Here is a 26815-nt window from a genome sequence, read left to right as displayed (position 1 = left end):
TGTCGCATGCGCTTGGGCATTTTTCTGCGCAGGTGCTTTTGTCAGCGCCAATTTATGCGCAGAATTCGCGTTTTTTGCACCAGCACGGGAGGGGCGCATGAAAGCCACCTGGGACATCTTCTGCAGCGTCGTCGACAACTACGGCGATATCGGCGTGACCTGGCGCCTGGCCCGGCAGTTGGTGGCCGAGCACGGCCTGGCGGTGCGCCTGTGGGTGGATGACCTCAACGCTTTCACGCCCATGTGCCCTGGCGCCGATGCCACGGCGGCGCAACAGTGGCAGCACGGTGTGGATGTACGCCACTGGCCGGCAGCGTGGTTGCCGGTGGCGCCGGCCGATGTGGTGATCGGCGCATTCGCCTGCCAGTTGCCCGCAGCCTATGTCGAGGCCATGCGTGCCCGCCCGCAGCCGCCGCTCTGGCTCAACCTCGAGTACCTGAGTGCCGAGGACTGGGTGGAGGGTTGCCACGGGTTGCCTTCGCCGCAGCCCAACGGTTTGCGCAAGGTATTTTTCTTCCCGGGCTTTACCGACAAAACGGGTGGTTTGCTGCGCGAAGGTTCGCTGCTGGCCCGGCGTGACGCGTTCCAGCAGTCGGCGGAGGCGCGCCGTGCCTTTTTGCAGGGGCTTGGTGTAGACCTTGTGCCGGGTGCGCTGCTGATCTCGCTATTTGCCTATGAAAACCCGCAGCTGGGCAACTGGCTTGATGCCCTGGCCACGGCTGACCAGCCTTGCCACCTGTTGGTCCCGCAAGGGCGCGTCGTCGCGGGGCTCAGCCAGTGGTTGGGCGAGGGCCCGCTGCACGTGGGTGATGTGCGCACCCGCGGGGCGCTGACCGTTCAGGTGCTGCCTTTCGTCAGCCAGGACGACTTCGACCGGCTGTTATGGAGCTGTGATTTCAATGCCGTGCGTGGCGAAGACTCGTTCGTGCGTGCGCAGTGGGCGGGGCAGCCGATGCTGTGGCACATCTATGTGCAGGACGAGAATGCCCATTGGGAAAAGCTCGAAGCGTTCCTCGCGCATTATCGCTGCGGCCTGTCAGACGATGCCGATACAGCCCTGCTGGGCCTGTGGCGTGCCTGGAACATGGATTTCGACATGGGCCAGGCCTGGCGGGCGGCCCGCCAGCATTGGCCGGAACTGCAGCAGCATGCCCGCCTTTGGGGGGCGCGACAGGCCGCTCAGCCGGACCTTGCCACAGCGCTAGTACACTTTTACCGAAATTCGCTATGATACGCGGCCTCGATTTTTATAAATCCATCCAGATTCGGATACTTCGTAATGAAAACTGGTAAAGAACTGAAACCCGGTACCGTCCTGCGGATCGACAACGACCCGTGGCTGGTTCAAAAAGCTGAGTTCACCAAGTCGGGCCGTAACAGCGCGATCATGAAGACCAAGCTGAAGAACCTGCTGACCGGCTACAAGACCGAAACCGTATACGGTGCGGACGACAAGCTGGACGACGTGATCCTGGATCGCAAAGAAGCGACCCTGTCGTTCATCAATGGTGACGAGTACACCTTCATGGACACCACCGACTACACCATGTACGAGCTGAACGCCGAGGACATCGAAGCCGTTCTGCCGTACATCGAAGAAGGCATGGAAGACGTCTGCGAAGCCGTGTTCTTCGAAGGCCGTCTGGTGTCGGTTGAGCTGCCGACCACCATCAGCCGTAAAGTTGTCTACACCGAGAACGCTGCTCGCGGTGACACCTCCGGCAAAGTCATGAAGCCTGCCAAGCTGGCGAACGGTACCGAGATCTCGGTTGCCGACTTCATCCAGATCGACGAGTGGATCGACATCGACACTCGCGACAACAGCTTCAAAGGCCGTTCCAAGAAGTAATGCTTCTTGCGAGACGCAAAAAACCCGGCGCAAGCCGGGTTTTTTTATACCTGTGTGCTCGTGCTTTTGTGGGTGCAACTGTCGTGCTCAATTTCTAAAAGCTGGCGCAGATCCGTGTGGGAGCGGGCTTGCCCGCGAACACGGGCGAAGCCCGTGCCATCCACCGCGGTGTATTCTTCGCGGGTAAACCCACCCACAGGGGATCGCGCAAGCCTTTGCGCCTTAGACGGTTACGTGCAGGCGCACATCCACATTACCGCGGGTGGCATTGGAGTACGGGCACACCTGGTGCGCCTTTTCCACCAGCCCTTCGGCATCGGCTTGGGCCAGGCCCGGCAGGTTGATGTGCAGGTCGATGTCCAGGCCGAAACCGCCCGGGATCTGGCCGATGCCCACCTTGGCGGTGATCGAGGAATCTGCCGGCAGGGCTTTCTTCTCTTGCCCGGCCACGAACTTCAAGGCGCCGATGAAGCAGGCCGAGTAACCAGCGGCGAACATCTGCTCGGGGTTGGTGCCGTCACCGCCCGCGCCGCCCAGTTCTTTGGGGGTGCTGAGCTTGACTTCCAGCTTGCCGTCGCTGGAGCGGGATTTGCCGTCGCGCCCACCGGTGGAGGTTGCTTCTGCGATGTACAGCGGAGTGACCTTTTGCATCTTGAGCCTCGCTAATGTGCTGTGCACTCCCGTTTGCAGGAGGGCGGGGGTTGGTGTGGGATTTAAATTAGCGCGCAATTAGTTAGCGCGCAAGATAAATCATCACCGTTCATCTGAACGGCCATCTCACAGCATAGCGCTCAGAGGTTTTTTTGCAGGTTGTCGCGCAGGATCAGCAGGTCGGCTTGCAGTTGCTGCAGCTGCTCCAGGCTGCGCCCGCTGGCCTTGAGAATGCATTGCGGCACCTCTTTGGCCCGCTGTTGCAGGGCGCGGCCCTTGTCGGTCAGTTGCACCATCACTACCCGTTCATCTTCGCGGCTGCGGTTACGCTGCAACAGGCCTTCGCTTTCCAGGCGCTTGAGCAGCGGGGTCAGCGAGCCCGGGTCGGTCAGCAGGTGCTGGCTGATTTCGCCCACGGTCAGGCCGTCACGCTCCCAGAGTACGAGCATGGCAAGGTATTGCGGGTAGGTCAGGCCCAGCGCCTGCAGCAGCGGTTTGTAGACCTTGGTCATCAGCAACGAGGTGGAGTGCAGGGCGAAACAGACCTGGTTGTCCAGCAGCAGCTCGTCACAGGAGGCTTGGGTGTCGGCGTTCATGCAGGTCCTTGAAAGTCATCAATGGAAAATTCTGGCACGCTGATCATCAGTGCGCGAATTAATCGCGCAGTTCACTGCGCAAGGCCAGGTCCCAGGGTGGAATCGGGCTGAAGCGGCTCTTGAGGAATTCGAGCAGCAAACGGCTGCGAGAGTTCGTTTCATGTGCCAGGCGTAGCGCGTAAATGCCGCTGGTCTCCGCTTCAGGCAAGCCGCCGTCGCAGAACAACGGGATCAGCTCGCCGCGCAGCAGGTATTCACTGATCAGCCAAGTGGGAAGGTGGGCTATCCCCAGGCCGGCGAGGGTGCCGAACAACAAGGTCTCGGCGTTGTTGGCGGCCATGCGCATGCGCGCGGGGCGGTACAGGCGGGTTTGCCCGGCCACACTGAAGCGCCAGGCGAACGGCGGCGCCAGGCCATCCCAGTCCAGCCCGTCATGCCCGGGCAGTTCGCTGGGGCAGGTGGGGATGCCGCGGCTGGCCAGGTAGGTGGGGCTGGCGCAGGCGATGCGTACCATGTAGGCGAGCGGCGTGGCGACCAGACGGGTGTCGGCCAAGGGGCCGGCGCGCAGCACCAGGTCGACCTCGCCCAGGTGGCTGCCCTGCAGGTCGACGAAGCTGTCGATCAACCGCAGTTGCACGTCCAGGCCCGGGTAGGCCACCAGGAAGTCGGCAATGGCCGGGGCCAGGTGGCGGCGGCCAAACGCGGCAGGGGCGTCGATGCGGATCAGGCCTTCCGGGGCATTGCTCAGTGACACCGCTTCAGCCCGGGCCAGGCGCAACTCCTCGATGATGCGCCTGGCCCGCTCGGCAAAAGCGTTGCCTGCAGGCGTGGCCCGCACCGCGTGGGTGCTGCGAGTGAACAGGCGGCTGCCGACGGCGCTTTCCAGGTTGTCGATGCGCCGTGCTACCGCAGACGGGGTCAGCGGGTGGCGACGGGCGGCGGCAGAAAAGCTGCCGGTTTCCAGCACATCGAGGAACAGGCTCAATTGGTCGGTCAGGGTATCGGGGCTCATGGCTGCCTTGCTTTTGCGAAAAACGCACAGCCATTGTGCGCTGCTGTGCGTTTCCCCGCCAGCGCACAATCGTTAGCATGCTCGCATTATTGGTACAGGCGGACGAGGCCCTGATGATCGAGTGGTTGTTGTATATCGTGCTGGGCGCAGCCCTAGGCACCATGGGGGGCTTGTTTGGCATAGGCGGCGGGCTGATTGCGATTCCGGCGCTGGGCGTGCTGTTTGGCCTGGACCAGCAGTTGGCGCAGGGGACGGCGTTGGTGATGGTGGTGCCGAACGTGCTGCTGGCGCTGTGGCGGTATCACCAGCGCAACCGCATCGCGTTGCGCCATGCGTTGCCGCTGTCGGCGTGCAGCTTCTTGTTCGCCTGGCTGGGATCGATCTGGGCGGTGGGGCTTGATGCGCATTCCATGCGCCTGGGTTTTGTCGGCTTTCTGGTGGCGCTGGCGGCGTGGAACGTGGTGCGGATGTTCATGAAGGTGTCGCCGCCGAGTGCCGAGCTGCGTCATGCCTGGCCGTGGCTGGGTGTGCTGGGCAGCTTTGCCGGCACCATGGGCGGCTTGTTCGGGGTGGGTGGGGCCGTGGTAGCCACGCCGATCCTGACCAGTGTGTTTGGCGCTACTCAGGTGGTGGCGCAGGGGCTGTCACTGGCGCTGGCGGCGCCGAGTACCTTGGTAACGCTGGTGACCTATGGCGTGCACCATAGCGTTGACTGGGGGGTTGGGATTCCCTTGGCGGTGGGTGGCTTGCTCAGCATCAGCTGGGGCGTGAAGCTGGCCCACGCGTTGCCGGAGAAGGTATTGCGGGCGATGTTCTGTGTGTTTCTGGTGGTCTGTGCGGTGATGCTGGGGTTTGAGCTTTGAGAGGTTGGGGCCGTTTTTCGGCCCCCGATCACTTGAAACCCTCAACGATGTAGTCGGCCATGCAGTCGGTGATTGGCGAGGGGGTCTGTGTACTGCGCACCAGCATTACATTGGCCATCGGCAACTGCGGCAGCCCTTCGCTCTCACCCAGTATGCGGATGTTGCCCCCGATCAGGCTCTGCAGCTGCGCGGTCACTGCCAGCCCGGCGGTGACGATGGCAAAGATCGCCGCCAGGCTCGGGCTGGTGTAGGCAATACGGTAATCGATGCCCTGTGCCTCCAGCGCATTGCAGGTCCAGGCGCGACAGAAGCAGTCGGTGTTGAACAGAGCCACCGGCATCGGCCGCTGTTCGTGTGGGCAAAAGCCTTCTGCCGCGGCCCACACCAGGCGTTCCTGGCGCAGCAACTGGCCAATCTCGTTGCCGGGCTCGCGGGTGACGATGGTCAGGTCCAGATCCTGGCGCAGCATCAGCTGCTTGGATGAATCGCAATGCACTTCCACCTGCACCAGCGGGTAGGCTTGGGCAAAGCTCGACAAGATGGTCGGCAGGAAGCGCATGGCGTAGTCGTCTGGTGTGCCGATGCGCACCAGCCCAACCATGTGGGGCATGCGCAGGGTGTTGAACACTTCGCCATGCAACTTGAGAATGCGCCGGGCATACCCCAGCAGTACCTGGCCTTCGGCGGTCAGCCGCACCTGACGGCCATCACGTTCGAATAGCTGGCGCTGCAGAATGTCTTCTTCCAGGCGTTTCATCTGCATGCTGACCGCTGACTGGGTGCGGTTGACCACTTCGCCAGCGCGGGTAAAGCCGCCTTGCTCGGCAATGGCGACGAAGGTGCGCAGGACGTCCGCGTCGAGGCTCTGGTACTGGGACATTGCATCAATCTCCGAGATGCATCGCATCAGAAACATTCGTTGGATTGATCTTATGCCTGGCGTGAGACTGAGGCCATCAACACGGAGGGCTTCACGATGAAAGGTCATGTCAGCAGCATCCAGCAACCTGCCTTTTCCCTGAGCTACCTGTGGCATGCGGCCTTGCAGCGTCCGGCGCGTTGGCTGGAGTTGTACCGTCAGCGTCAGGAACTGGCCAGTCTCAGTGATGCAACTTTGCGCGACTTGGGGTTGAGTCGGGCGGATATCCAGCAAGAGGCCGAGCGGCATTTCTGGGATGATCCACTGAGGAAGTGATGCCAGGCGTGGCAGTCGCTCCAGCTCCAGCTCCAGCTCCAGCTCCAGCTCCAGCTCTTGCTTTGGCTTTTGCTTCTAAGCGCGCGGTAGTTCAGGCGACGCAGATTGCGACTTCAGGAGGCCGAGCGCAGGGCTTGCGGAGGGAGGTGACGGGCATGGATGCCCGTCAAGCGCTGGGCCCCAGGATGGGGCCTGCAGCGCGGTCCTCCCGGGAGCAAGCCCGGAGCGAGGGGACCCCGGAGCGCAGCGTAGGGGCCGGATGATGGGAGCCGACGGTTTTGGTTACTTTGGCCACGACCAAAGTAACCCGCCGGAAGGGCGGAAAGGTGAATAGGCGCCTACATCGTGAATGAATGTCTACTTGATGTGAAAGCGCACAACCCAAAGGCCCAAAAGCTCAAAAGCTCAAAAGCTCAAAAGCTCAAAGCTTAAGCGCTGGTTCTGATCGGGCGTACAGTCCGTTTGCGATGGCGACGCCAACTCACCTTTCCGCCCTTACGGCGGGTCCCTTTTTGTCGTGGCAAAAAGGGACCAAAAACCGTCGGCTCCCATCATCCGGCCCCTACGCTGCGCTCCGGGGTCCCCTCGCTCCGGCCTTGCTCCCGGGAGCACGCGCTGCAGGCCCCATCCATGGGGCCTCAGCGCTTGACGGGCATCCATGCCCGTCATCTCCCTCCGCAAGGCCTCCACTCGGCCTCCTGAAGTCGCAATCTGCGTCGCCTGGACTACCGCGCGCTTAGAAGCAAGATCAAAAGCGAAAAGCGAAAAGCGAAAAGCGAAAAGCGCTCAGCGCCGCACTTGCTTGAGGGTTTCGGCAATCAGGAATGCCAACTCCAGCGACTGATCAGCATTCATCCGCGGATCACAATGGGTGTGATACCGGTCAGACAACGCATCCTCGGTGATCGGCCGGGCACCGCCGATGCATTCGGTGACGTTCTGCCCAGTCATCTCGATATGGATACCGCCGGCATGGCTGCCCTCGGCCTGGTGTACCTGGAAGAACTGCTTCACCTCATCCAGAATCTGCGCAAAATCGCGGGTCTTGTAACCGCTGCTGGCCTTGATGGTGTTGCCGTGCATCGGATCGGAACTCCACAGCACCTTGCGCCCCTCGCGCTCGACAGTGCGGATCAGCCCCGGCAAGTGGTCGCCAACCTTGCCCGCGCCCATGCGCACGATCAGGTTCAAACGCCCCGGGTCGTTCGCCGGGTTGAGCGTGTCGATCAGGCGGATCAGCTCTTCGGGGTTCATGCTCGGGCCAACCTTTACCCCAATCGGGTTGTGCACGCCACGCAGGAACTCCACATGAGCCCCATCGAGCTGGCGGGTGCGGTCGCCAATCCACAGCATGTGCGCCGAGCAGTCGTAGTAGTCGCCAGTCAGGCTGTCCTGGCGCACGAAGGCTTCTTCATAGTTCAGCAGCAGCGCTTCGTGAGCCGTAAAGAAGCTGGTTTCGCGCAGTTGCGGCGCACTGTCCAGGCCACAGGCACGCATGAACGCCAGGGTTTCATCGATGCGATTGGCCAACTGGTGGTACTTGTCGGCCAGCGCCGAGTTGGCGATGAAGTCCAGGTTCCACTTGTGCACCTGATGCAGGTCGGCAAACCCGCCCTGGGCGAACGCACGCAGCAAGTTGAGGCTGGCGGTGGCCTGGTGGTAGGCCTGCAGCAGCCGCTCCGGGTCCGGAATGCGGCTTTTGGCGTCGAAACCGATGCCGTTGACGATGTCGCCACGGTAGGCGGGGAGGGTGACGTCGCCGATGGTTTCATCGCCAGATGAGCGCGGTTTGGCGAACTGCCCGGCCATACGCCCCACTTTCACCACCGGGCAGCCGGCGGCAAAGGTCATGACAATGGCCATTTGCAGCAACACCTTGAAGGTGTCGCGGATTTTTGCAGCCGAGAACTCGGCGAAGCTCTCGGCGCAATCGCCGCCCTGAAGCAGGAAGGCACGGCCTTCGGTGACCTCGGCGAACTGCCGGCGCAGCTCGCGCGCCTCACCCGCGAACACCAGCGGCGGGTAGCTGGCCAGGGTCTGTTCAACCTTCAGCAGGTGCGCGGCATCGGGGTAGGTCGGTTGCTGCTGGATCGGCAGGGCGCGCCAGCTGTCGGGGCTCCACGGTTGGTTCATCTTGGGCTCGGTCTTGTCGGTTGTAGGCTATGAGCCATGGTAACAGTTGGCGCTGCGCTTGTTGCATCAAGGGTGTTGGCGGACAATGCGCGTTTTTGCGCAGGTGGGTGGTGGACATGACGGCGGAACGGCAAGAGCGGCTGCTGGCACGCGTGGAAGATGCGTTTGGCGTCATCAGCGTGTACGAAGTAGACGACTACCGCTTTCTGGAATTCGGCGATGCGATCGAGCAAAGCTGCGTGTTCACCGCCGACCCCAGCTGGCTGGAGTACGACTACACCCGCGCCATGCTGGTGGGGGCGCTGTGCCACGAATCGCCGGAGAGCGCACTGTTTCTGGGCCTGGGCGCCGGCACGCTGACCCAGGCCTGCATGAAGTTCCTGCCGCTGGAGGACATCGAGGCCATTGAGCTGCGCCCGGATGTGCCGCGCCTGGCCATGGATTACCTGGGCCTGGATGACGACCCGCGGCTGTATGTGCGCATCGGCGATGCCCTGGAGCTGCTGCCCACGGCAGAGAAGGCCGACCTGCTGTTCGTTGACTTGTACACCGACCATGGTCCTGGGGTCGGGCACCTGGCGTGGAACTTCCTGGAGAACTGCCAGCAGCACCTGAACCCGGGCGGCTGGCTGGTGATCAACCAGTGGGCCACCGATGATGGCAGGCCGCTGGGCGCGGCGTTGCTGCGGGGGTTGTACCACCGGCATTATTGGGAACTGCCTGTGAAGGAGGGCAATGTGATTCTGCTGGTGCCGGCAGACCTGGAGCAGTCGCTGGACCTGGACGGTTTGAGAGCCCGGGCCGAGGCGCTGGCGCCGCGTTTGGGGTACAGCCTCGACGGACTGATCCGCGAGATTCGGCCGGCTACCTGAATGGCGGACGCGCGCCGACACCGAGCGCGTAAGGCTTCAGGGGATTATCGATTCAGCCTGTCGTGCGCGATGGCCCGATACTGGCCCTGCCTCCATGAAAATTTTCCTCACGTACGCGACTATTTCAGGTATAGTACGCGCCGGTCTTTTAGCGGACCTCAAAATCAGGTGGTGCAAATCCTCCGAGTCCAGCTTCGGCTGCGCGTCCGCTAGGCGGACCTTCCCAAGTTTTCTTTTTCAATCGTTTTCGCAAATCCCCGCCGCCAAAGCTGCCTGGGTGACCTGACGGTCTTTCAAGGCATGTGCAGCTTTGGAGCATGGGTCTTTGCGGATGCACCTAGAGGCAGACCCATGACCCAGGAAACCGGCGGCTTCGCCGCTCTCGATCTTAACCCGAACATTGTTGCTGCCGTTGTGGCTACCGGCTACGAAGAGCCGTCCGCCATTCAGCAACAATCGATCCCGATCATCCTCGCCGGTCACGACATGATCGGCCAGGCGCAGACTGGCACCGGCAAAACCGCTGCCTTCGCCCTGCCGATCCTGAACAAGATCGATGTGAGCAAGCGCGAACCGCAAGCCCTGATCCTGGCGCCAACCCGTGAGTTGGCGCTGCAAGTTGCTACCGCTTTCGAAACCTACGCCAAGCAGATGCCGGGCGTGAACGTTGTCGCCGTCTACGGTGGTGCCCCGATGGGCCCACAGCTACGTGCGATCCGCAACGGCGCGCAAATCGTCGTGGCCACCCCGGGCCGTCTGTGCGACCACCTGCGTCGTGACGAAAAAGTCTTGTCGACCGTACAGTACCTGGTACTGGACGAAGCCGACGAGATGCTGAAGCTGGGCTTCATGGACGACCTCGAAGTGATCTTCGACGCAATCCCGGCTACTCGTCAGACCGTACTGTTCTCCGCAACCCTGCCGTCGTCGATCCGTTCGATCGCCGAGCGTCACCTGCGTGAACCCAAGCACGTCAAGATCCAGACCAAGACCCAGACCGTTACCGCGATCGAGCAGGCCCACCTGATGGTCCACGCGGACCAGAAGATCCCGGCTGTGCTGCGTCTGCTGGAAGTGGAAGAGTTCGACGCGCTGATCGCCTTCGTGCGTACCAAGCAAGCCACCCTGGACCTGGCCGCCGCGCTTGAAGCCAAAGGCTACAAGGCTGCTGCACTGAACGGCGATATCGCCCAGAACCAGCGTGAGCGCGTGATCGACTCGCTCAAGGATGGCCGCCTGGACATCGTCGTCGCCACCGACGTCGCTGCCCGTGGCCTGGACGTACCGCGCATCACTCACGTGTTCAACGTTGACATGCCGTACGACCCGGAGTCCTACGTACACCGTATCGGCCGTACTGGCCGTGCCGGTCGCGATGGCCGTGCACTGTTGCTGGTTACCCCGCGTGAGCGCCGCATGCTGCAGGTGATCGAGCGTGTTACCGGGCAGAAGGTTGCCGAAGCGCGCCTGCCGAATGCCCAGGCCGTGCTGGATGCCCGCATCAAGAAGCTGACCTCGAGCCTGGCGCCGCTGGTAGCCGAAGCAGAAGCTACCCACGGCGAGCTGTTCGACCGCCTGACCACCGACCTGGGTTGCAGCGCGCGTGCCCTGGCTTCGGCCCTGCTGCGCAAGGCCACCAATGGCCAAGCGCTGGACCTGGCGGCGGTAGAGCGTGAGCAGCCGCTGGTGCCGAGCTTCGCCCCGCGTGGTGAGCGTACCGAGCGCGGTGAGCGTGGCGAGCGTCCTGACCGTGGTGACCGTGAGCGCCGTGCACCGCTGCCGTTGGCAGAAGGCCGCGTGCGTTGCCGTACCGCCCTGGGTGCCCGTGATGGCATCGCTGCCAAGAACCTGCTGGGTGCGATCCTCAACGAAGGTGGCCTGGCGCGTGACGCTATCGGCCGCATCCAGGTGCGCGACAGCTTCAGCCTGGTCGAGCTGCCGGAAGACGGCCTCGAGAAGCTGCTGTCCAAGCTCAAGGACACCCGCGTGGCTGGCAAGCAGCTGAAGCTGCGTCGCTACCGCGAGGATTGATCCTGGCGTAACGAAAAAATCCCCGGCTTAGGTCGGGGATTTTTTTTGCCAGTACCGGCCCTTTCGCGGGCTTGCCCGCGAAGAGGCCCTTCAGTCGAACCGATAGATGTCCATCCCCAGCGCGCCCAGGGTAAACCCCTGATGCACCACGCCGAACTTGCTCCCGGCCCCGAGGGCAAAGAACAGCGGCAGCAAATGCTCATCACTGGGATGGTTGCGCACCGCAAACGGCGCCTGCTGCCGGTAATCCAGCAACGCCGCCTGGTCATCCTCCTGCAGCCGGTCTACCACCCAATCCCTGAACGCCAGCGCCCATGGCTCGATCACATCCGGCCCTGCATGCCAGTCCAACTCACCCAGGTTGTGGGTAATGCTGCCCGACCCTATCAGCAGTACATCCTCGGTACGCAACCCCGCCAGTGCCTGGCCCACCTTCAGCTGCAGCGCCGGCCCCATGTGGCTGGGCAGTGAAACCTGCACCACGGGAATGCGCGCATCCGGGTACATCAGCGACAGCGGCACCCAGGCGCCATGGTCGAATGGGCGTTGCATGTCCAGTCGCGCGGGTAACCCCGCAGCCTTCAACCGCTCACTGACCTGGCCAGCAAGCCCGGGCTCGCCCGGCGCCGGGTACTGCACCGCATACAGGGCTGGTGGGAAGCCGTAGAAGTCATGCCAGGTTTCGGGCTGTGCGCTGCCGGTGACCAGCAGCTCGCGGCTTTCCCAGTGTGCCGACACCACCACGATCGCTTTCGGCCGGGGCAGCGCGTTGGCCAACCCGGACAGTGCCGGCCCGCTGGCGCCGGGTTGCAGGGCAAGCATGGGGGAACCATGGGAAATGAACAGGCTGGGCAGCATGGCGGGGTCCTGAAGGTTAAGATGCAACCATCATCGATTAACTACAGATCGAAATCCAAACCAAGTTTTACCGACAAATCATCTAAAAATCGGGAGTAATCATGGAACCAGCGTTCTGGCAGCAGCGGTGGGCCGACAACCAGATCGGCTTTCACCAGGCGCAGGTGAACCCCTATCTGCAGACGTATTGGCCACAGTTGCAGTTGGCGCCCGGCAGCCGTGTGCTGGTGCCGTTGTGCGGCAAGAGCCTGGACTTGGCCTGGCTGGCAGGGCAGGGCCATCGCGTATTGGGTGTGGAGCTGTCGCGGCGGGCGGTGGAGGATTTTTTCCGTGAGCACGGGCTTGAGGCCGAGGTTCGGCAGCAGGGCGCATTCGAGGTTTGGCGCAGTGGAGATGTGCAGCTGTGGTGTGGCGACTTCTTTGCCTTGCGGGCAGAGGATGTGGCTGACTGCGTGGGGCTGTATGACCGGGCGGCGGTGATTGCGCTGCCGGTGCAGATGCGTGCGCGGTATATGCAGCTGTTGTCGGGGTTGCTGCCGGCGAATTGCGGTGGGTTGGTGGTGACGCTGGAGTATGACCAGTCGTTGTTGGCCGGGCCGCCGTTTTCGGTCAGGGATGAAGAGCTGAGACAGGGGTTTGCGGGGTGGCAGGTGGAGCAGCTGGAGGCCGTGGAGGTGATTGAGGACAGCCCGAAGTTTGTGCAGGCCGGGGCGTCGAGTTTGTTGGAGCGGGTGTACCGGCTCAGCCGGTAAGCAGGTAGGGCAGGCTGACCCGGCCCATGTGGGAGCGGGCGCGCCCGCGAAACAGGCGACGCGGTAGATGGCACCGGCTTTGCCGGTGTTCGCGGGCGCGCCCGCTCCCACAGAAGGCTGCGTAAGGCCGGGAATAAAAAAGGGCGACCGAAGTCGCCCTTTGTTTTTATCAGGTGGATCAGCCGCGCTGACGCAGGGCCTCGATGCGGTCTTCCAGCGGTGGGTGGCTCATCAGCAACCCAGCCAGGCCGTGCTTGAGGCCGCCATTGATGCCGAAGGCCTTCATGGTGTCGGGCATGTGCACTGGCAGGCCTTGTTCCACGCGTAGGCGCTGCAGGGCGCCGATCATTGCCGCGGTACCGGCCAGTTGCGCACCGGCTTCGTCGGCGCGGAATTCGCGGCGGCGCGAGAACCACATCACGATCATGCTGGCCAGGATGCCAAGGATCAGCTCGGCAACGATGGTCGCCACATAGTAGGCAATGCCTTGGCCCTCTTCGTTCTTGAAGATGACCTTGTCGACAAAGTTGCCGATGATGCGTGCAAAGAACATCACGAAGGTGTTCACCACGCCCTGCACCAGCGCCAGGGTGACCATGTCGCCGTTGGCAACGTGGCCGATTTCGTGGGCCAGTACCGCGCGCACTTCATCGGGCGAGAAACGCTCCAGCAAGCCCTGGGACACTGCGACCAGCGCGTCGTTGCGGTTCCAGCCGGTGGCGAAGGCGTTGGCCTCGTAAGCCGGGAAGATACCCACCTCAGGCATTTTGATGCCCGCTTCGCGGGACAGCTCTTCGACCGTTTGCAGCAGCCACTGCTCGTGGCGGGTGCGCGGCTGGCTGATGATCTGGGTGCCAGTGGTCATCTTCGCCATCCACTTGGAGATGAACAGCGAGACGAGGGAGCCGGCAAAGCCGAACACGGCGCAGAACACCAGCAGGCTGCTGAGGTTCAGGTCGACCCCGTTGGCGGCCATGAACCCGTTGAAACCGAACAGGCTCAGGGTAATGCTTGCAACCAGCACCACCGCGAGGTTGGTGGCTACAAACAACAGAATGCGCATCATGGTTGTTACGTTCTCCTGACGGATGAGTTGTCGCTTACTGCGGGGTATATAAGGGGCCTGCCGCGCCGATTCAATCGGGGGACTATTTCAAACTGTGTACGGCGGAGTATGGCAGAGGATGGCGTGGGGGCTGTGGGATAGAGCGTTGCAGGATGTAAGAAACATTCGGCTTGGGGGCTGCGTCAAGGCCGCTGGGTGTTTGCCGCAAGTGGTGTGGCGCCTGTGAGATCGAGCGCCGCCCGCGCGGCGCTTCGCGGGTAAACCCGCTCCTACGTTTGTTTCGGGCCAGTCCATCCTGTGCCAGGCGCGCGCGATCGCCTTGTTTGTACGACGCGATATCGAGCCATGCGCCAGGGCGTTCGCGCGCAAATCCCACAGGCATAATTGGCCCGAAACAAACGTAGGAGCGGGTTTACCCGCGAAGCGCCGCGCGGGCGGCGCTCGATCTGCGCCCCACCACCAACCCCGCGTCGAACCTCTCGTAGCCCCCGGCGCCCCCCGTCGAACCCTACTGCGAATAACCCTTCAGGAAATTGCCGATCCGGCCAATTGCCGCTTCCAGGTCATCCACCCGCGGCAAGGTCACCACGCGGAAGTGGTCCGGCCACGGCCAGTTGAACGCCGTCCCTTGTACGATCAGCAGTTTCTCCGACAGCAGCAGGTCAAGGGCGAACTTCTCGTCGTTTAGGATAGGGCAAACCTTCGGGTCGATCCGCGGGAACGCATACAGCGCCCCCATCGGCTTCACGCAGCTGACCCCGGGGATATCGTTGAGCAGTTCGTAGGTGCGGTTGCGCTGCTCCAGCAGGCGCCCCGGTGGCAGCACTAGGTCGTTGATGCTCTGGTAGCCGCCCAACGCGGTCTGGATGGCATGCTGGGCCGGCACGTTGGCGCACAGGCGCATGTTGGCCAGCATGTCGATGCCTTCGATGTAGCTGTGTGCGTGGTGTTTGGGCCCGGAGATGATCAGCCAGCCAGAGCGGAAGCCCGCCACCCGGTACGACTTGGACAAGCCGTTGAAGGTCAGGCACAGCAGGTCGGGGGCCAGCGAGGCGGTGCTGATGTGCACGGCTTCGTCGTACAGGATCTTGTCGTAGATCTCGTCGGAAAACACCACCAGGTTGTGCTGGCGCGCCAGCTCCAGCATGCCCAGCAGCAGCTCTTTGGAGTAGACGGCGCCGGTTGGGTTGTTCGGGTTGATGATCACCAGCGCCTTGGTGTTCGGGGTGATCTTGGCCTTGATGTCCTCAAGGTCAGGGAACCAGTCGGCCTGCTCGTCGCACAGGTAGTGCACCGGCTTGCCGCCGGCCAGGCTCACGGCGGCTGTCCACAGTGGGTAGTCGGGGGCCGGGATCAGCACTTCGTCGCCGTTGTTGAGCAGCGCCTGCATCGACATGACGATCAGCTCGGACACACCATTACCCAGGTAGATGTCCTCGATGGTGACGCCTTCGATTTCTTTCTGCTGGCAGTACTGCATCACGGCCTTGCGTGCGCTGAACAGGCCTTTGGAGTCGCTGTAGCCCTGTGCGGTTGGCAGGTTGCGGATCACATCCTGAAGGATTTCATCAGGCGCCTCGAAGCCAAACGGCGCCGGGTTGCCGATGTTCAGCTTGAGGATGCGGTGGCCTTCCTCCTCCAGGCGTTTGGCGTGCTTGAGCACTGGGCCGCGAATGTCGTAGCAGACATTGGCGAGCTTGTTCGATTTGCTGAACTGCATGATGGGATCCCGATTGAGAAAACGCGCTACGCCCCGCCGAAAGGTTTGAAAGGGCAGGAAGCGGGTGCCAGACTGAACGCCTGGCACACGAAGCCAACTAATATACGTGCCACCCGCGCCCCGGAAAAGACGGTGCGGGGTGAAATTCAGCCTGCCGAGGTCCCTACATGAAAAAGATTGAAAAAACCCTGGACGAATGGCGGTCGATGCTCGACCCCGAGCAGTACCAGGTATGCCGCCTCAAGGGCACCGAACGGCCATTCAGCGGCAAGTACAACAGCGAGCGCCGCGATGGCATCTACCATTGCATTTGCTGCGGCCTGGCGCTGTTCGATGCGCAGACCAAGTTCGACGCTGGCTGTGGTTGGCCAAGTTTTTACGCGCCGATCGAGGACAGCGCGATGATCGAGATCCGCGACACATCCCACGGCATGATCCGTACCGAGGTCACCTGCGCCCGTTGCGACGCGCACCTGGGGCATGTGTTCCCTGACGGCCCGCCACCGACCGGCCTGCGCTACTGCATCAACTCGGTGTGCATCGACCTTCGTCCGCGCGACTGACCGGAGCCCGACCATGGCTGCAACGATGCTGAACATTCCCTGCGTGACCCTGGGCGGCGAGCACAAGACGCTCGGCGACTTCCCGGGCAAGGTGCTGTTGGTGGTCAATACCGCCAGCCAGTGCGGTTTTACCCCGCAGTACAAGGGCCTGGAGCAACTGTGGCAGGCCTACTGCGACCGTGGCCTGGTGGTACTGGGCTTTCCGTGCAACCAGTTCGGCAAGCAGGAACCTGGCGATGCGCGGGAAATTGCGCAGTTCTGCGAGCGTAATTTCGGCGTGAGTTTTCCGCTGTTTCGCAAGGTCGAGGTCAACGGCCCGGGCGCTCACCCTCTGTTCGTCGAACTCAAGCAGCGCGCGCCGGGTATTTTGGGTAGCCAGAAGATCAAGTGGAACTTCACCAAGTTTCTGGTCGACCCGGCCAGTGGCCAGGTCAAGCGCTATGCCCCCACCACCAAGCCACAGGCCCTGGAGGCGGACATCGAGCGTTTGCTCAGCCGCTGAAGGGCACCCAATGGTCGACCAGGGCCAGTAGCTCTTCGCGGCGGAATGGCTTGGCCAGGTAGTCGTTCATGCCCGCCGCCCGGCAGCGTTCGCGCTCTTCGGGCATGGCGTTGGCGGTGAGGGCGACGATGGGCAACTCGGGCCAGCGGCCGCTTTGGCGGATATGCCGGCTGGCCTCGTAGCCGTCCATCACCGGCATGTTGCAGTCCATCAGCACCAGGTCGAATTCCTCACGCGCCAGCAGCTCAAGGGCCTCCGCCCCCTGGGTGGCCAGTTGCACCTGGCAGCCGAGCTTGGCCAGCATGCCCTTGGCCACCAGCTGGTTCACCGGGTTGTCCTCTACCAGCAGAATCCTCGCACGGCCTTGTTCCTGGGTAATGGCCGGGATGGCCAGCGGGTGTTCGGGTTCATGGCCTTGCAAGGTGCGGCGCAGGGTCTGGTACAGGGCGTTGCGTGCCAATGGTCGGGCCAACTGGTGCAGCGGGGCCAAGGCCAGGGACTGCTCGTTGGGCAGGAAGTTGCCGTAGGCAGTCACCAGCAGAATCGGGGTTTTCAATGCTGGGCGCAGTGCGAACAGGTGCTCGACGTCGTCGGTGATCAACAGGTCGATCACTGCCGCATCCAGCGTGGCGCAACTGTCATGGCGCTGGTAGGTCAGGCCCCAGGCGGGCAACAAGTGCTGCAACAGTTCATTGAGCCCGCTGCCGGCTGCGCTCAGTGCGGCCACGCGGCCATGCAAGGGCACTGGCGGGATGGCTTCGGTGTGAACGGTCAGCGGCAACTCGGCGGTAAAACAGCTGCCAAAGCCCGGCTCGGAGCGAATGTGCAGGTGGCCTTGCATGGCCTTGCACAGGTTGCGCGTCAGCGCCAGGCCCAGGCCGGTGCCACCGTACTGGCGGGTGATGCCGGCGCCGGCCTGGGTGAAAGGCTGGAAGATGCGCGCCTGGGCGTCTTCGGGGATGCCGATGCCGGTATCCCGTACCTCCAGACGCACACCACCGACAATGGCCGCCAAGCGCACGTCGACGCGGCCGAAGCGGGTGAACTTCAGCGCGTTGGACAGCAGGTTGCTGACGATCTGCCGCACACGCGTGGGGTCGCCGAGCACGCTGCTGGGGAAGTCGCTGGCGATCAGGCAGGTCAGCTCCACGCTTTGCGCGGTGTTCTGCGACAGCAGGTTGGCGGTGTCTTCCACCATCGAGCCCATGTCGAACGCAATGCGTTCCAGCTCAAGCTGGCCGGCATCGAACTTGGACAAGTCGAGAATATCGTTCAGCAGCTCTACCAGCACCTTGCCCGAGTCATGGGCGATAGCCAGTTGCTGGCGTTGCTCGCTGGGCAGCGGGTTGTCCAGCGCCAGGGCGATCATGCCGAGCATGCCGTTGAGCGGGGTGCGGATTTCGTGGCTCATGTTGGCCAGGAAGGCGGCGCGTGCCTGGGCCATGTCCAGCGCTCGGCTGCGGGCTTGTTCCAGCTCCTGGTTGGACAGGCTCAGGCTGCTGTTGCTGGCCTTGAGCTCGTTGGTGCGCGCCGACACGATGTCTTCCAGCTCGTTCAGGTACTGGGTCAGGCGGTTTTCCGCGGTGCGCCGCTGTTCGATCTCGGTGGCCATGCTGACGAACTGCTGGTTGGCGACCTTCACCAGCACGCCGATTTCGTCATGCTCGTGTCCGTGTGGGCATTCCAGGCGCGTTTGCCGGGGTTTGCGCGGATCGCTGCCGCTGAGTGCGCCAATCACCGTCACCAGCGGCTTGGTCAGCATCATGTAGAACAGCGCCAGCAGGAGGCCGGTGAGCACCAGGCTGCGGGCAAAACCATTGAGCAGGGTGATGCCGGCACGGTCGAGAAAGCGGCTGCCGAAGGCGAAGGTGTCGATGTCCAGGTGCAGGGTGCCCAGGTATTGCTCCGGCATGTGGGTCAGGTACAGGCGCTCCTTGAACTGGCGTTGCTCGCCGAACAGGAAGTCGCTGAGTGGCCGGTAGCGGTCCTGCAGCCTGGGCCGCTCGACATCGGCCAGTACCGTTTCGTTGTTGTCGATCAGCCGTGCGCGGATGACGGCTGGCGACTGCAGCAGGCCGCGGGTCAGCTCCAGCGCCAGTTCCGAGTCGATGTTGTAGGCGATACGCGAGGCCGGGTTGTGGCTGATTTGCAGCAACGCGTTCACTTCACGGTTGATGGACGCGTCTTCGCTGGCATAATCGATGCCGATCTGGATGAGACTGAGCAATGTTCCCAGGATGAAGCCGACCAGGACTGTCAACCGGGCTTGCTTGTATGACAGGCGATTGGTGAACTTGATATCCATGAGTCCCGAGCCGGTTTCCCGTTCCTTGCGCTGCGCAAGCATAGCCGAATAGCCCCGGCTGCTGGTGGGTCTGTCTGTTCATTTCAGTTGATCGCCAAGCGGGGGTCGCTTGGCGCCCCTTCGCGGGCTTGCCCGCTCCCACAGGTACAGCTTAGCCCCAGGCTGCAAGCCCTGTGGGAGCGGGCAAGCCCGCGAAGGGGCGCGCAGCGGCCCCCAAAAAACTGAAATTGTTAGGAGTCGTCATGGACGCTCGCTTGATCGCTTTTCTGGACCGCGCCGAATCGGTACTGGCGCGCCTTGAACCCCTGTTGCCGGCACAACGCCCGCACATCGACTGGGGCACCACACTGGCCGCGCGCTGGCAGCGTGATGGCCGCAGCGGCTACCTGCTGCCGCTGGACGTCAGCCTGGACATCCGCCTGACCGACCTGATCGGCGTCGACAAACAGCGCGACCAGCTGGGCCGCAACACCCACCAGTTCATCAACGGCCTGCCAGCCAACCACGCGTTGCTGTGGGGCTCGCGTGGTACCGGCAAGTCGTCGCTGGTACGTGCCCTGCTGGCCGAGCACGCCAGCGCCGGCCTGCGCCTGATCGAAATCGAACGTGACCACCTGGCCGACCTGCCACGGGTGGTCGAGCAGCTGCAGAAGCTGCCGCAACGCTTCATCCTGTTCTGCGACGATCTGTCGTTCGAAGCCGGGGAGGGCGACTACCGGGTGCTCAAGAGCGTGCTCGACGGCTCGCTGGAGCAGGCCCCGGACAATGTGCTGCTGTACGCCACCTCCAACCGCCGCCACCTGGTGCCCGAGAAGGAAAGCGACAACGAGAACTGGAAGCGTGTGGACGGCGAGCTGCACCCCAGCGAAGCCGTGGAGGACAAGATTGCCCTGTCTGACCGTTTTGGCCTGTGGCTGTCGTTCTACCCGTTCACCCAGGACCATTTCCTGAACGTTGTGGAGCACTGGATTGGCCAGTTGGCACAACCTGCGGGCCTTGTGTGGCAGCGTACCGAAGAACTCGACATCCTCGCCGTGCGCTGGGCCACCGGCCGCGGCAACCGTAATGGCCGTTGTGCCTATCAGTTCGCCCGCTACTGGGTCGGGCTGCAATTGCTGGAGCAAAAGTAAATGATCGACCTCAATGCCAGTGGCGCCGGCCTCGACGGCTATAACCTGCTGGCGGCGCAAGTGCAGGCGCTGTTCGCCGACGAGCGTGACTTCATCGCCAACGCCGCGCAGTTTTCCGCGTTTCTGTATAACCAGGTGGACGACCTGAACTGGGCGGGGTTCTACCTCAACCGCAACGAAGAGCTGGTGCTGGGCCCGTTCCAGGGCCAGGTGGCGTGTGTGCGTATTCCGTTCAGTAAAGGTGTGTGCGGGGCTGCGGCGGCAACGCGGCAGACCCAGCGGGTCGAGGATGTTCATGCATTCCCGGGCCACATTGCCTGTGACAGTGCCTCCAACAGTGAGCTGGTGATCCCGTTGGTGAAGGACGGCAGGTTGATTGGCGTGCTGGACCTGGACAGCCCGACGGTCGGGCGGTTCAGCGAGGCGGACCAAGTGGGGCTGGAGCGTTTGGCAGCGATCTTTCTGATGTTGACTGACTGCTGATCGATGTTGCCTGTGCCGGCCTCTTCGCTTGTAGGAGCGGGTTTACCCGCGAATACGGGGGGCGGCGGCAACGGTGAATGACCAGGGATATTTGTCAGCAGGCCCGGCCCTTTCGCGGGTAAACCCGCTCCTACAACGGCCTGCGCCCAACACCCGATGTGGGTACACCGGCCGTGTAGGAGCGGGTTTACCCGCGAATACGGTGGCGGCGGCAACGGTGAATGACCAGGGATATTTGTCAGCAGGCCCGGCCCTTTCGCGGGTAAACCCGCTCCTACAACGGCCTGCGCCCAACACCCATGTGGGTACACCGGCCGTGTAGGAGCGGGTTTACCCGCGAATACGGGGGGCGGCGGCAACGGTGAATGACCAGGGATATTTGTCAGCGGGCCCGGCCCTTTCGCGGGTAAACCCGCTCCTACATCGGCCTGCGCCCAACACCCGATGTGGGTACCCCGCCGTGTAGGAGCGGGTTTACCCGCGAAGAGGCCGGTACAGGTTAACCAATCAATCGTAGATCACCTTCTTCTTCCAGGTTTCTTCCTCATCGGTCTTGAGCCCATCGGTCAATTCGTTGTGCTCGTCCTCCGCCGGTGCCATGCGGTCCAGCACCTGGGCATTGGCCCGGGCCAACAGTTTCTCAAGATACGTCAGCTGCTCTTCATACACCTTCGGCTCCGGCTGCTTGCGCAAATACTGCACGCCGCGCTCGAAGGCCAGGCGCGCCTGGCCGGGTTGGCCTTTTTGCAGGGCCTGTTGGCCGAGGTTGTTGAAGAACTCTATATGCAGCAGCACCAGGATATGGCGGATTTCCTTGACCCAATGCTTGGCCTCGACGGCGGGCAAGAAGCCCTCATGGGCAGCGCGGGTCACCTGGTTGTGCAGCGCCTCCAGCAAGAAGCGTACGTCCTTGGCCTTGATCTCGGTGTGGATCGGGTTAGGTGGGTTGTTGACCGGGATCTTGTCACCCAGGGCAATCAGCCCTTCCAGTTCGGCGATGCGCGCCTTGAATTCGGCATTGCGCTTGTCCACCGCCAGCAGGCGCTGGTTGAGGTTCAGCTCCAGGCGGGTCAGCAGCAACTTGAGGGCCGGGGTCATGAACTGGCCGGGGAACGTCTCGGTGATCTCGCCACAGCGGCGCAGGCGGTCGGCGAGCTCGATCTTCATCCGGGCGCGCTCAAGCTTGCCATTCTCGACCACATTGTTGAGGTAGCCGATCACGATCAGCAACGCGATGCCCGCCACGATGAGCAGGGTGATCAGAAGTGGTGTCACCGTTAATGCCTCATGAATAGGTTTGCATGATTGAGTGTAGGAGCGAGCGTGCTCGCGAGAGGCCCTGACAGCCATTCTCTTTTTCTATCGGCAAACTGTGCCATGACTGGATGCTGGCACATTAATGCTGACTTGACGCCAGAAAATCAACGCCAAACCCCAGCAGGCTTGCCAAAACAGCGCTGGGTGTACCCGGAAGTCATTGATTTAAATAAATTTCTACAAAGGGGTTGACGCCTTCCCGAACCATCCATAGAATGCGCGCCACTTGCAGCGTAAAGCACACAGCGAAACGCGGCAGGGAGTGAAAGCAGGCAGTAATGCCAGCAGCGTGTCCCCTTCGTCTAGTGGCCTAGGACACCGCCCTTTCACGGCGGTAACAGGGGTTCGAGTCCCCTAGGGGACGCCAATGCGGGAATAGCTCAGTTGGTAGAGCACGACCTTGCCAAGGTCGGGGTCGCGAGTTCGAGTCTCGTTTCCCGCTCCAGTTTCTCCGGCACTGCGTAACGGCGGGGCAGGAAAAGAAAATCCAGGCTGAATCGTGAGGTTCATGTTCTGGTGCACTGAAAAGTGTTGTGTGTCCCCTTCGTCTAGTGGCCTAGGACACCGCCCTTTCACGGCGGTAACAGGGGTTCGAGTCCCCTAGGGGACGCCAAATGCGGGAATAGCTCAGTTGGTAGAGCACGACCTTGCCAAGGTCGGGGTCGCGAGTTCGAGTCTCGTTTCCCGCTCCAGTTTAAATACTGTGGCGTCTATGCGGTGCAGTGGTGGTGAAGGCTGTAAAGGCGCTTCACGCCGAACGTGGTAAAGCTTCAAATTGCGGGAATAGCTCAGTTGGTAGAGCACGACCTTGCCAAGGTCGGGGTCGCGAGTTCGAGTCTCGTTTCCCGCTCCAAATCAAGATCTACAGAGTCGCATAAGATTCTGTAAGTCCTCGAAAAAAGACGCTTCGGCGTCTTTTTTCGTTTCAGCGCAGTTTGCCTGAATCCATCATCAGCCTTGAAATTCAAAGTGCCACTGCTAGGCGCCCTTCGCACAGACGAACAGTGCAAAGCCTGCGGGGGCTATGAGGGCGTGGTTCCTTGTCGAAGCCGGTTTCCTTGAGCAGCCAAGGGAGTGGTTTTGTCAATCCACCAGTTTCACGGGTACGTGAGGGAACGGGATCCAGGTGAGTTTGTTGTCCACGCTGAAATAGCACAGGATGTCGATCTGAAGAGAGACCGTGAACACGCCCAGCGCTGCCGGGGTTACCGAACCTACCGTCATGATCCCTGTTGCCGACGTTACCGGGGTCGCGTCTGTGACCACGACAGGAGCGTCGCCTCCATCGTTACGCTTGCCGGTGATGTGCAGCCTGACGAACTGACTGGTATCCCTGAGTGGCCAGATGTTGAGGGTAAAGGTGGCTTGGTCTCCCATCCCACTCAGGCTCAGCTCACCACTCTGGATCGCCTCACACTGAGGCGCGGGCAGATTGTTGGGGGCTCGTACCGTCAGCGTGTGAAGCCCGGATGTATGAGTTGTGCCGCGACGGGTTACCGTGTAATACAGCGCAAGGCTACTGCCCATACGGGCCGCAACGTTGGTTCTGGGGATGGGGCAGGCGATGTTGCCGGTAGCCACCTCGACGGGGGCGTCATAGGCGCCGTGTTCCCCCGGGTTTGCCCAGTGTACCCTCACGCTGTCAGTGGGCTCGAAGGGGTTACCTGCTTTGATGATGACGGTTGCGCCATTCGAGGCCCGAAGCGGGTCCAGCGTGCTGCTGCTGCCCGTACTGCCCGTTTCCTCTAGGTAGGGTGTGGAGAAGTTCACGGGTAACGGAGTGGGTTTGGCGTCCAGCAGCACAATTTGCGACTGTAGTTCTGGCGTGCCCACATAATCCTGAACCGTGTACCGCGCATAGCGTAGGCCGTCAGCCATATCACGGATGTGCTTGCCTGGAATGATCACCTTCAGCGGTTTGTTGATGTCTCCCTGTGTTACGGACCTGCTCCCTGCCTGGTGCATGCCGGAGGGGGACGTGGACCAATACCAGGTCAGCACATCACCCGCACGGATACCTGAATAAAGGGGCACAGTGGCCTCCAGTTCTTCATTGTGCTCCACCAGATAGGCGTCGGTGACACCGTTTTGGACCACCTCAGGGTCGAACACCAGCATGTTGTCCGTCGGAAGTTGAGGGGGCGTTCGGTCGATGGTGATGTGAAAGGGTAGTGAAGACGAATGGTTGCCGTTGTAGAGCTTTACATCATGAAACAGGGTATGTCTCCCCTCGCTGAGCAACAGGTGTTGCGATACATGGAGGAACAGGTCGTCCTCGGGCACCGGCGCTGTCCATGACTTTTGAGCGACTGCTGTATCGTCCCAGTACAGCGTCAGCGTTTCCTCACCCATTGCGGGATCGGAGTTCTTCCACATCTTGAACCTGACCTCAAGCGGCTGATGGGTTGCGCTGAAGCGCAGCAAGTGGGTTTCGCCACCCTCAAGGTCTGGTAGCAGCGCCGCGATCTCGGGTGGATCGAGTGGGTCTGCCTGAGTGGTCCGCCCCTTGAGCGAGGACCAGAGTGAACGGATCAGGGTAATCAATGGCATGGCTTGGTCTCCTGTCAAGGACAAGCATTGAGTGCTGATTTGTGCCCTGCGTGCGCCGGACGGCGCCGCAGGGTGCTGCAATCACCAGTTGTAACGGACGCCCACGCTCACCCCCCAAGGCTGTTCGAGCTGCTCGCCGTTGGCATAGTCGAACTCCGCATGTACCTGCCATTGCTGGTCCCAGGCTGCCACTACACCGGCGCCCAGTTCGGCGCGCGAGCCCGCCAGGTCATTGTCGAGGCTGTTGCCGTTCACCTTCACGCGGTTGTTGTTGACGAACTCGTGAGCTGCGGCAACCCGTACATAAGGCTGAATCATGCGGCCCTGGCCGTAGTCGAAGGTGCGCCCGGCAGTTGTACCCAGCTTGCCCTGCAGCGAGCGGGTGTCTTCACCGCTGGCCTGCAAGCCATTGGACAGGTGATACGACTGACCTTCGATGGTCATGGCTGCCAGTTGGGCATAAGGCTCGATGAAGTAACCATCCTCCAGCTTGATATGCCGACCGGCCTCCAGTGACACCCCGATGCCGTGATTGCTGTAGTCGCCTTTGGTCTTGCTGCCATCACTCAACTGCACATCGGCCCGGTTCTGGTAGCGGTTGACTTTTACAACGCCATCGAAGTAGTAGCCGTTTTGCGAGTCGAGCCAAGTGGTGTAGGCCCCCATGTGGTAGCTGTCGACCTTGCCCGAGCTGCCGCCCTGCAAGTTGAGGTCTGAGTTGCTGTAGCCCGCTGTGACCCCGACCAGCCAGTTGCCATCGCCGATTGGCAGGCGACCGTCGGCACCGAACGACAGCCCTTGTTGCTGCTGCTTGTAGCCGAAGCCGGAGGTAGAAGCGTTGAACTGGTTGCCATAGCTGCGCATCCAGCCACCCGCTGCGCCGTCGTTACGGCGTACCTCACCCATGCGGCTGCGCAAGGTGGTAAGTTCGCCATACCAGACGGTAGGGGCGGTATTGGCCAGTGCCAGGATGGTCTTGGTGCCATTGCTGAGCGAGCGCATCGAGGCGTCCAGGTACCAGTCATTGCCGCGCTGGGTCAGGCCATAGGCGAAGGTGCCCAGGTCAACCGGACCGCCCGCCAGCGAGAAGCTCGCATCGCCTGCGGCGGTATGCACCAGATGCAGTTCGGTGTCGGCCAGCGGGTCTTTGCCTGTGCTGGTCACGCGGATCTCATGGTTGCCGGTGGCGGTACCCGTCACCTCGAGCAGGTCGCTTTTGCCGTCGGCAAAGTCGGCGTTCATGATGAGGGTGCCGCTACCTTCCAGGTTGGCCACCTGCAAGGTGTAGAACTCGCCATCATCACCAAACGCCACTGCACCGCCGTCCAGGGCCAGGTCCTTGAGCTGTGCGTCGCCAGTCATGGTCCATTGGCCACCGCTGTTCAAGGCCAGCCGGTCAAGGTTTTCCAGGCGGCCTTTGAGGGTTGCCTGGTTGGCCAAGGTCAGCTTGCCGCTGCCGCCTTCGGCGACGACGATATCGCCCTCCAGGGCGCTGGCGCTGACCAGGATATCGGCGGTGCCGACGGCGCCGACTTCCACCAGTGTGCCATTACCGGCCTTGAGGGTGGAGCCGTTCAATACCTCGATCCTGGCACTCGCCGGTGCGTTCCCCGCCGTAGCGACGGCAATTGCAGAACCGTTCAGGCCCTCTACGTGGCTGGCATCCAGTACCACTGTGCTGGTTCCGGCGGGCTGGCCGCTGTCGCCACGCACGCGGAGGCCATCCTGGTCGCCGACGATGCGGCTGCCTGCAGTGGCCTGCAGGTTGCCATCGAACAGGTTGATCCCGGCACTGTTGGTGTTGGTGCCAGTGACTTGGCTGCCTGACAGCGTCAGCAGGCTATTGTTGATGACCGCGCCCACCGCGCCGCCGCTGATGGTGCTGTCAAGCGCGTCAACCCGTGCGCCGCTGCCTATGGACAGGCCCTGGAAGGCAGATGTCACGCGGCTGTTGCTGATAGTGGCTCCGGCCGCGCTGATGCGCAGGCCTGCGGCGTTGCCAGTGGCGTTTACCTGGCTACCATTGAGCACCAGCCTTGAGCCCTCCTGCACCCTGATGTCACGGGTAATGGCGCCGTTGGCCGTGAGGGTGGCGCCATCCATTACCGTGTAGTTGTCAAGTGCTGCGCTGCCATCGATCGTTGTGTCATTCTTGATCAGTGTCTGGGCCCAGCTGTCCGGGCTGAGCAGGAGCGCAGGGGCGAATGTGGCTGCGCGCAGAACCTGGCGTAGGGGCAAGGGGGAGAATGCTGACATGCGAATACCTGTGTCTTGTCCAAGTCGGAACCGGCCAGCGCCTGTTGCAGGCTGGCCATTGGTGCCGAAGTCTATGGATTTAGCGGACATTTCCTGTAGGAAAAGCCTGAT

22 protein-coding genes, 5 tRNA genes and 1 pseudogene are annotated in these 26815 nt (G+C 62.2%); 16 read left to right on the top strand and 12 right to left on the bottom strand.

What is annotated here, in order from left to right; all coding sequences use genetic code 11:
- Positions 1-97: 97 nt before the first annotated feature.
- Positions 98-1231, top strand: a complete 1134-nt coding sequence (earP, locus tag PRJ_RS20160) for an elongation factor P maturation arginine rhamnosyltransferase EarP (RefSeq protein WP_104962300.1) — start codon at positions 98-100, stop codon at positions 1229-1231.
- Between the two features lie 48 nt (positions 1232-1279).
- Complete coding sequence (efp, locus tag PRJ_RS20155) at positions 1280-1849, top strand: elongation factor P (RefSeq protein WP_003252871.1); 570 nt, start codon at positions 1280-1282, stop codon at positions 1847-1849.
- 222 nt (positions 1850-2071) lie between these two features.
- On the opposite strand, the gene PRJ_RS20145 is transcribed toward efp, so the two are convergent.
- The 3 genes from PRJ_RS20145 to PRJ_RS20135 all read right to left on the bottom strand — a co-directional run bounded on the left by PRJ_RS20145 (position 2072) and on the right by PRJ_RS20135 (position 4108).
- Complete coding sequence (locus tag PRJ_RS20145; protein WP_104962299.1) at positions 2072-2500, bottom strand: organic hydroperoxide resistance protein; 429 nt, start codon at positions 2498-2500, stop codon at positions 2072-2074.
- Positions 2501-2640: 140 nt separating this feature from the next.
- The gene (locus PRJ_RS20140; protein ID WP_104962298.1) at positions 2641-3096 is read right to left on the bottom strand and encodes a MarR family winged helix-turn-helix transcriptional regulator; all 456 of its coding nucleotides are present in this window, start codon (positions 3094-3096) and stop codon (positions 2641-2643) included.
- Positions 3097-3154: 58 nt separating this feature from the next.
- Positions 3155-4108: a LysR family transcriptional regulator gene (locus tag PRJ_RS20135; RefSeq protein WP_104962297.1), complete on the bottom strand. Its 954-nt coding sequence runs from the start codon at positions 4106-4108 to the stop codon at positions 3155-3157.
- A gap of 113 nt (positions 4109-4221) precedes the next feature.
- Between PRJ_RS20135 and PRJ_RS20130 the strand changes: the two genes are divergently transcribed.
- Complete coding sequence (locus tag PRJ_RS20130; protein WP_104962906.1) at positions 4222-4971, top strand: sulfite exporter TauE/SafE family protein; 750 nt, start codon at positions 4222-4224, stop codon at positions 4969-4971.
- 28 nt (positions 4972-4999) lie between these two features.
- Here the strand turns inward: PRJ_RS20130 and PRJ_RS20125 are convergent, their stop codons facing one another.
- Positions 5000-5851 (bottom strand): LysR substrate-binding domain-containing protein, encoded by an 852-nt coding sequence (locus tag PRJ_RS20125; RefSeq protein ID WP_003252879.1) that lies wholly within the window; start codon positions 5849-5851, stop codon positions 5000-5002.
- A gap of 96 nt (positions 5852-5947) precedes the next feature.
- On the opposite strand from PRJ_RS20125, the gene PRJ_RS20120 reads away from it, so the two are divergent.
- Positions 5948-6166, top strand: a complete 219-nt coding sequence (locus PRJ_RS20120; RefSeq protein ID WP_014591954.1) for a DUF1127 domain-containing protein — start codon at positions 5948-5950, stop codon at positions 6164-6166.
- Positions 6167-6952: 786 nt separating this feature from the next.
- Here the strand turns inward: PRJ_RS20120 and PRJ_RS20110 are convergent.
- Positions 6953-8299, bottom strand: a complete 1347-nt coding sequence (locus tag PRJ_RS20110; RefSeq protein ID WP_010952895.1) for a class II 3-deoxy-7-phosphoheptulonate synthase — start codon at positions 8297-8299, stop codon at positions 6953-6955.
- 116 nt (positions 8300-8415) lie between these two features.
- Here PRJ_RS20110 and PRJ_RS20105 point away from each other — a divergent pair, with 116 nt between their 5' ends.
- The gene (locus PRJ_RS20105; RefSeq protein WP_010952896.1) at positions 8416-9171 is read left to right on the top strand and encodes a spermidine synthase; all 756 of its coding nucleotides are present in this window, start codon (positions 8416-8418) and stop codon (positions 9169-9171) included.
- 317 nt (positions 9172-9488) lie between these two features.
- Positions 9489-11202 (top strand): annotated as a pseudogene (locus tag PRJ_RS20100) (DEAD/DEAH box helicase).
- A 90-nt stretch (positions 11203-11292) separates the two neighbouring features.
- Here the strand turns inward: PRJ_RS20100 and PRJ_RS20095 are convergent.
- Positions 11293-12060, bottom strand: coding sequence for a class III extradiol ring-cleavage dioxygenase (locus PRJ_RS20095; RefSeq protein ID WP_104962296.1), 768 nt, complete (start codon positions 12058-12060; stop codon positions 11293-11295).
- Between the two features lie 101 nt (positions 12061-12161).
- Between PRJ_RS20095 and PRJ_RS20090 the strand changes: the two genes are divergently transcribed.
- Entirely contained in the window at positions 12162-12812 is a 651-nt protein-coding gene (locus tag PRJ_RS20090; RefSeq protein ID WP_104962295.1) for a thiopurine S-methyltransferase, read from the top strand.
- 178 nt (positions 12813-12990) lie between these two features.
- Here PRJ_RS20090 and htpX read toward each other — a convergent pair whose 3' ends face one another.
- Together htpX and PRJ_RS20065 are read right to left on the bottom strand one after the other, a co-directional pair.
- On the bottom strand, positions 12991-13878 hold the full coding sequence (htpX, locus tag PRJ_RS20080; RefSeq protein ID WP_010952899.1) for a protease HtpX: 888 nt from the start codon (positions 13876-13878) through the stop codon (positions 12991-12993).
- 508 nt (positions 13879-14386) lie between these two features.
- Positions 14387-15598 (bottom strand): pyridoxal phosphate-dependent aminotransferase, encoded by a 1212-nt coding sequence (locus PRJ_RS20065; RefSeq protein ID WP_003247100.1) that lies wholly within the window; start codon positions 15596-15598, stop codon positions 14387-14389.
- 167 nt (positions 15599-15765) lie between these two features.
- On the opposite strand from PRJ_RS20065, the gene msrB reads away from it, so the two are divergent.
- On the top strand, positions 15766-16161 hold the full coding sequence (msrB, locus tag PRJ_RS20060; RefSeq protein ID WP_003247101.1) for a peptide-methionine (R)-S-oxide reductase MsrB: 396 nt from the start codon (positions 15766-15768) through the stop codon (positions 16159-16161).
- A 13-nt stretch (positions 16162-16174) separates the two neighbouring features.
- The gene (locus tag PRJ_RS20055) at positions 16175-16663 is read left to right on the top strand and encodes a glutathione peroxidase (RefSeq protein WP_104962293.1); all 489 of its coding nucleotides are present in this window, start codon (positions 16175-16177) and stop codon (positions 16661-16663) included.
- Here PRJ_RS20055 and PRJ_RS20050 read toward each other — a convergent pair.
- Complete coding sequence (locus PRJ_RS20050) at positions 16653-19010, bottom strand: ATP-binding protein (RefSeq protein ID WP_104962292.1); 2358 nt, start codon at positions 19008-19010, stop codon at positions 16653-16655. The two genes, PRJ_RS20055 and PRJ_RS20050, sit on opposite strands and share 11 nt — an antisense overlap.
- A gap of 200 nt (positions 19011-19210) precedes the next feature.
- On the opposite strand from PRJ_RS20050, the gene PRJ_RS20045 reads away from it, so the two are divergent.
- On the top strand, positions 19211-20098 hold the full coding sequence (locus tag PRJ_RS20045; RefSeq protein WP_020191217.1) for an ATP-binding protein: 888 nt from the start codon (positions 19211-19213) through the stop codon (positions 20096-20098).
- Entirely contained in the window at positions 20099-20581 is a 483-nt protein-coding gene (locus PRJ_RS20040) for a GAF domain-containing protein (RefSeq protein WP_104962291.1), read from the top strand. It abuts the gene before it with no gap.
- 507 nt (positions 20582-21088) lie between these two features.
- Here the strand turns inward: PRJ_RS20040 and PRJ_RS20035 are convergent.
- Positions 21089-21856: a hypothetical protein gene (locus PRJ_RS20035; RefSeq protein WP_020193184.1), complete on the bottom strand. Its 768-nt coding sequence runs from the start codon at positions 21854-21856 to the stop codon at positions 21089-21091.
- 333 nt (positions 21857-22189) lie between these two features.
- On the opposite strand from PRJ_RS20035, the gene PRJ_RS20025 reads away from it, so the two are divergent.
- The 5 genes from PRJ_RS20025 (at position 22190) to PRJ_RS20005 (ending at position 22751) form a co-directional block, all read left to right on the top strand.
- Positions 22190-22265: transfer RNA gene (locus PRJ_RS20025), tRNA-Glu, on the top strand.
- 2 nt (positions 22266-22267) lie between these two features.
- Positions 22268-22343 (top strand) — tRNA-Gly (locus tag PRJ_RS20020).
- 92 nt (positions 22344-22435) lie between these two features.
- Positions 22436-22511 (top strand) — tRNA-Glu (locus PRJ_RS20015).
- 3 nt (positions 22512-22514) lie between these two features.
- Positions 22515-22590: transfer RNA gene (locus PRJ_RS20010), tRNA-Gly, on the top strand.
- A gap of 85 nt (positions 22591-22675) precedes the next feature.
- A tRNA-Gly gene (locus PRJ_RS20005) sits at positions 22676-22751 on the top strand.
- Positions 22752-22981: 230 nt separating this feature from the next.
- Here the strand turns inward: PRJ_RS20005 and PRJ_RS20000 are convergent.
- Both PRJ_RS20000 and PRJ_RS19995 read right to left on the bottom strand, forming a co-directional pair.
- Positions 22982-24448: a hypothetical protein gene (locus PRJ_RS20000; RefSeq protein WP_104962290.1), complete on the bottom strand. Its 1467-nt coding sequence runs from the start codon at positions 24446-24448 to the stop codon at positions 22982-22984.
- An 81-nt stretch (positions 24449-24529) separates the two neighbouring features.
- Entirely contained in the window at positions 24530-26704 is a 2175-nt protein-coding gene (locus PRJ_RS19995) for an autotransporter outer membrane beta-barrel domain-containing protein (protein ID WP_104962289.1), read from the bottom strand.
- Positions 26705-26815 lie beyond the last annotated feature (111 nt).

Source organism: Pseudomonas sp. XWY-1, assembly GCF_002953115.1.
GTDB classification, from domain to species: domain Bacteria; phylum Pseudomonadota; class Gammaproteobacteria; order Pseudomonadales; family Pseudomonadaceae; genus Aquipseudomonas; species Aquipseudomonas alloputida.
Note: the sequence above shows the minus strand (reverse complement) of the source record. Positions and strands in the feature narration are given on the sequence as shown.

What these genes read in the sequence shown, in the direction of transcription:
- earP (WP_104962300.1), top strand. Translation starts at nt 98, where the DNA reads ATGAAAGCCACCTGGGACATCTTCTGCAGCGTCGTCGACAACTACGGC.
- efp (WP_003252871.1), top strand. Translation starts at nt 1,280, where the DNA reads ATGAAAACTGGTAAAGAACTGAAACCCGGTACCGTCCTGCGGATCGAC.
- PRJ_RS20145 (WP_104962299.1), bottom strand. Translation starts at nt 2,500, where the DNA reads ATGCAAAAGGTCACTCCGCTGTACATCGCAGAAGCAACCTCCACCGGT.
- PRJ_RS20140 (WP_104962298.1), bottom strand. Translation starts at nt 3,096, where the DNA reads ATGAACGCCGACACCCAAGCCTCCTGTGACGAGCTGCTGCTGGACAAC.
- PRJ_RS20135 (WP_104962297.1), bottom strand. Translation starts at nt 4,108, where the DNA reads ATGAGCCCCGATACCCTGACCGACCAATTGAGCCTGTTCCTCGATGTG.
- PRJ_RS20130 (WP_104962906.1), top strand. Translation starts at nt 4,222, where the DNA reads ATGATCGAGTGGTTGTTGTATATCGTGCTGGGCGCAGCCCTAGGCACC.
- PRJ_RS20125 (WP_003252879.1), bottom strand. Translation starts at nt 5,851, where the DNA reads ATGTCCCAGTACCAGAGCCTCGACGCGGACGTCCTGCGCACCTTCGTC.
- PRJ_RS20120 (WP_014591954.1), top strand. Translation starts at nt 5,948, where the DNA reads ATGAAAGGTCATGTCAGCAGCATCCAGCAACCTGCCTTTTCCCTGAGC.
- PRJ_RS20110 (WP_010952895.1), bottom strand. Translation starts at nt 8,299, where the DNA reads ATGAACCAACCGTGGAGCCCCGACAGCTGGCGCGCCCTGCCGATCCAG.
- PRJ_RS20105 (WP_010952896.1), top strand. Translation starts at nt 8,416, where the DNA reads ATGACGGCGGAACGGCAAGAGCGGCTGCTGGCACGCGTGGAAGATGCG.
- PRJ_RS20095 (WP_104962296.1), bottom strand. Translation starts at nt 12,060, where the DNA reads ATGCTGCCCAGCCTGTTCATTTCCCATGGTTCCCCCATGCTTGCCCTG.
- PRJ_RS20090 (WP_104962295.1), top strand. Translation starts at nt 12,162, where the DNA reads ATGGAACCAGCGTTCTGGCAGCAGCGGTGGGCCGACAACCAGATCGGC.
- htpX (WP_010952899.1), bottom strand. Translation starts at nt 13,878, where the DNA reads ATGATGCGCATTCTGTTGTTTGTAGCCACCAACCTCGCGGTGGTGCTG.
- PRJ_RS20065 (WP_003247100.1), bottom strand. Translation starts at nt 15,598, where the DNA reads ATGCAGTTCAGCAAATCGAACAAGCTCGCCAATGTCTGCTACGACATT.
- msrB (WP_003247101.1), top strand. Translation starts at nt 15,766, where the DNA reads ATGAAAAAGATTGAAAAAACCCTGGACGAATGGCGGTCGATGCTCGAC.
- PRJ_RS20055 (WP_104962293.1), top strand. Translation starts at nt 16,175, where the DNA reads ATGGCTGCAACGATGCTGAACATTCCCTGCGTGACCCTGGGCGGCGAG.
- PRJ_RS20050 (WP_104962292.1), bottom strand. Translation starts at nt 19,010, where the DNA reads ATGCTTGCGCAGCGCAAGGAACGGGAAACCGGCTCGGGACTCATGGAT.
- PRJ_RS20045 (WP_020191217.1), top strand. Translation starts at nt 19,211, where the DNA reads ATGGACGCTCGCTTGATCGCTTTTCTGGACCGCGCCGAATCGGTACTG.
- PRJ_RS20040 (WP_104962291.1), top strand. Translation starts at nt 20,099, where the DNA reads ATGATCGACCTCAATGCCAGTGGCGCCGGCCTCGACGGCTATAACCTG.
- PRJ_RS20000 (WP_104962290.1), bottom strand. Translation starts at nt 24,448, where the DNA reads ATGCCATTGATTACCCTGATCCGTTCACTCTGGTCCTCGCTCAAGGGG.
- PRJ_RS19995 (WP_104962289.1), bottom strand. Translation starts at nt 26,704, where the DNA reads ATGTCAGCATTCTCCCCCTTGCCCCTACGCCAGGTTCTGCGCGCAGCC.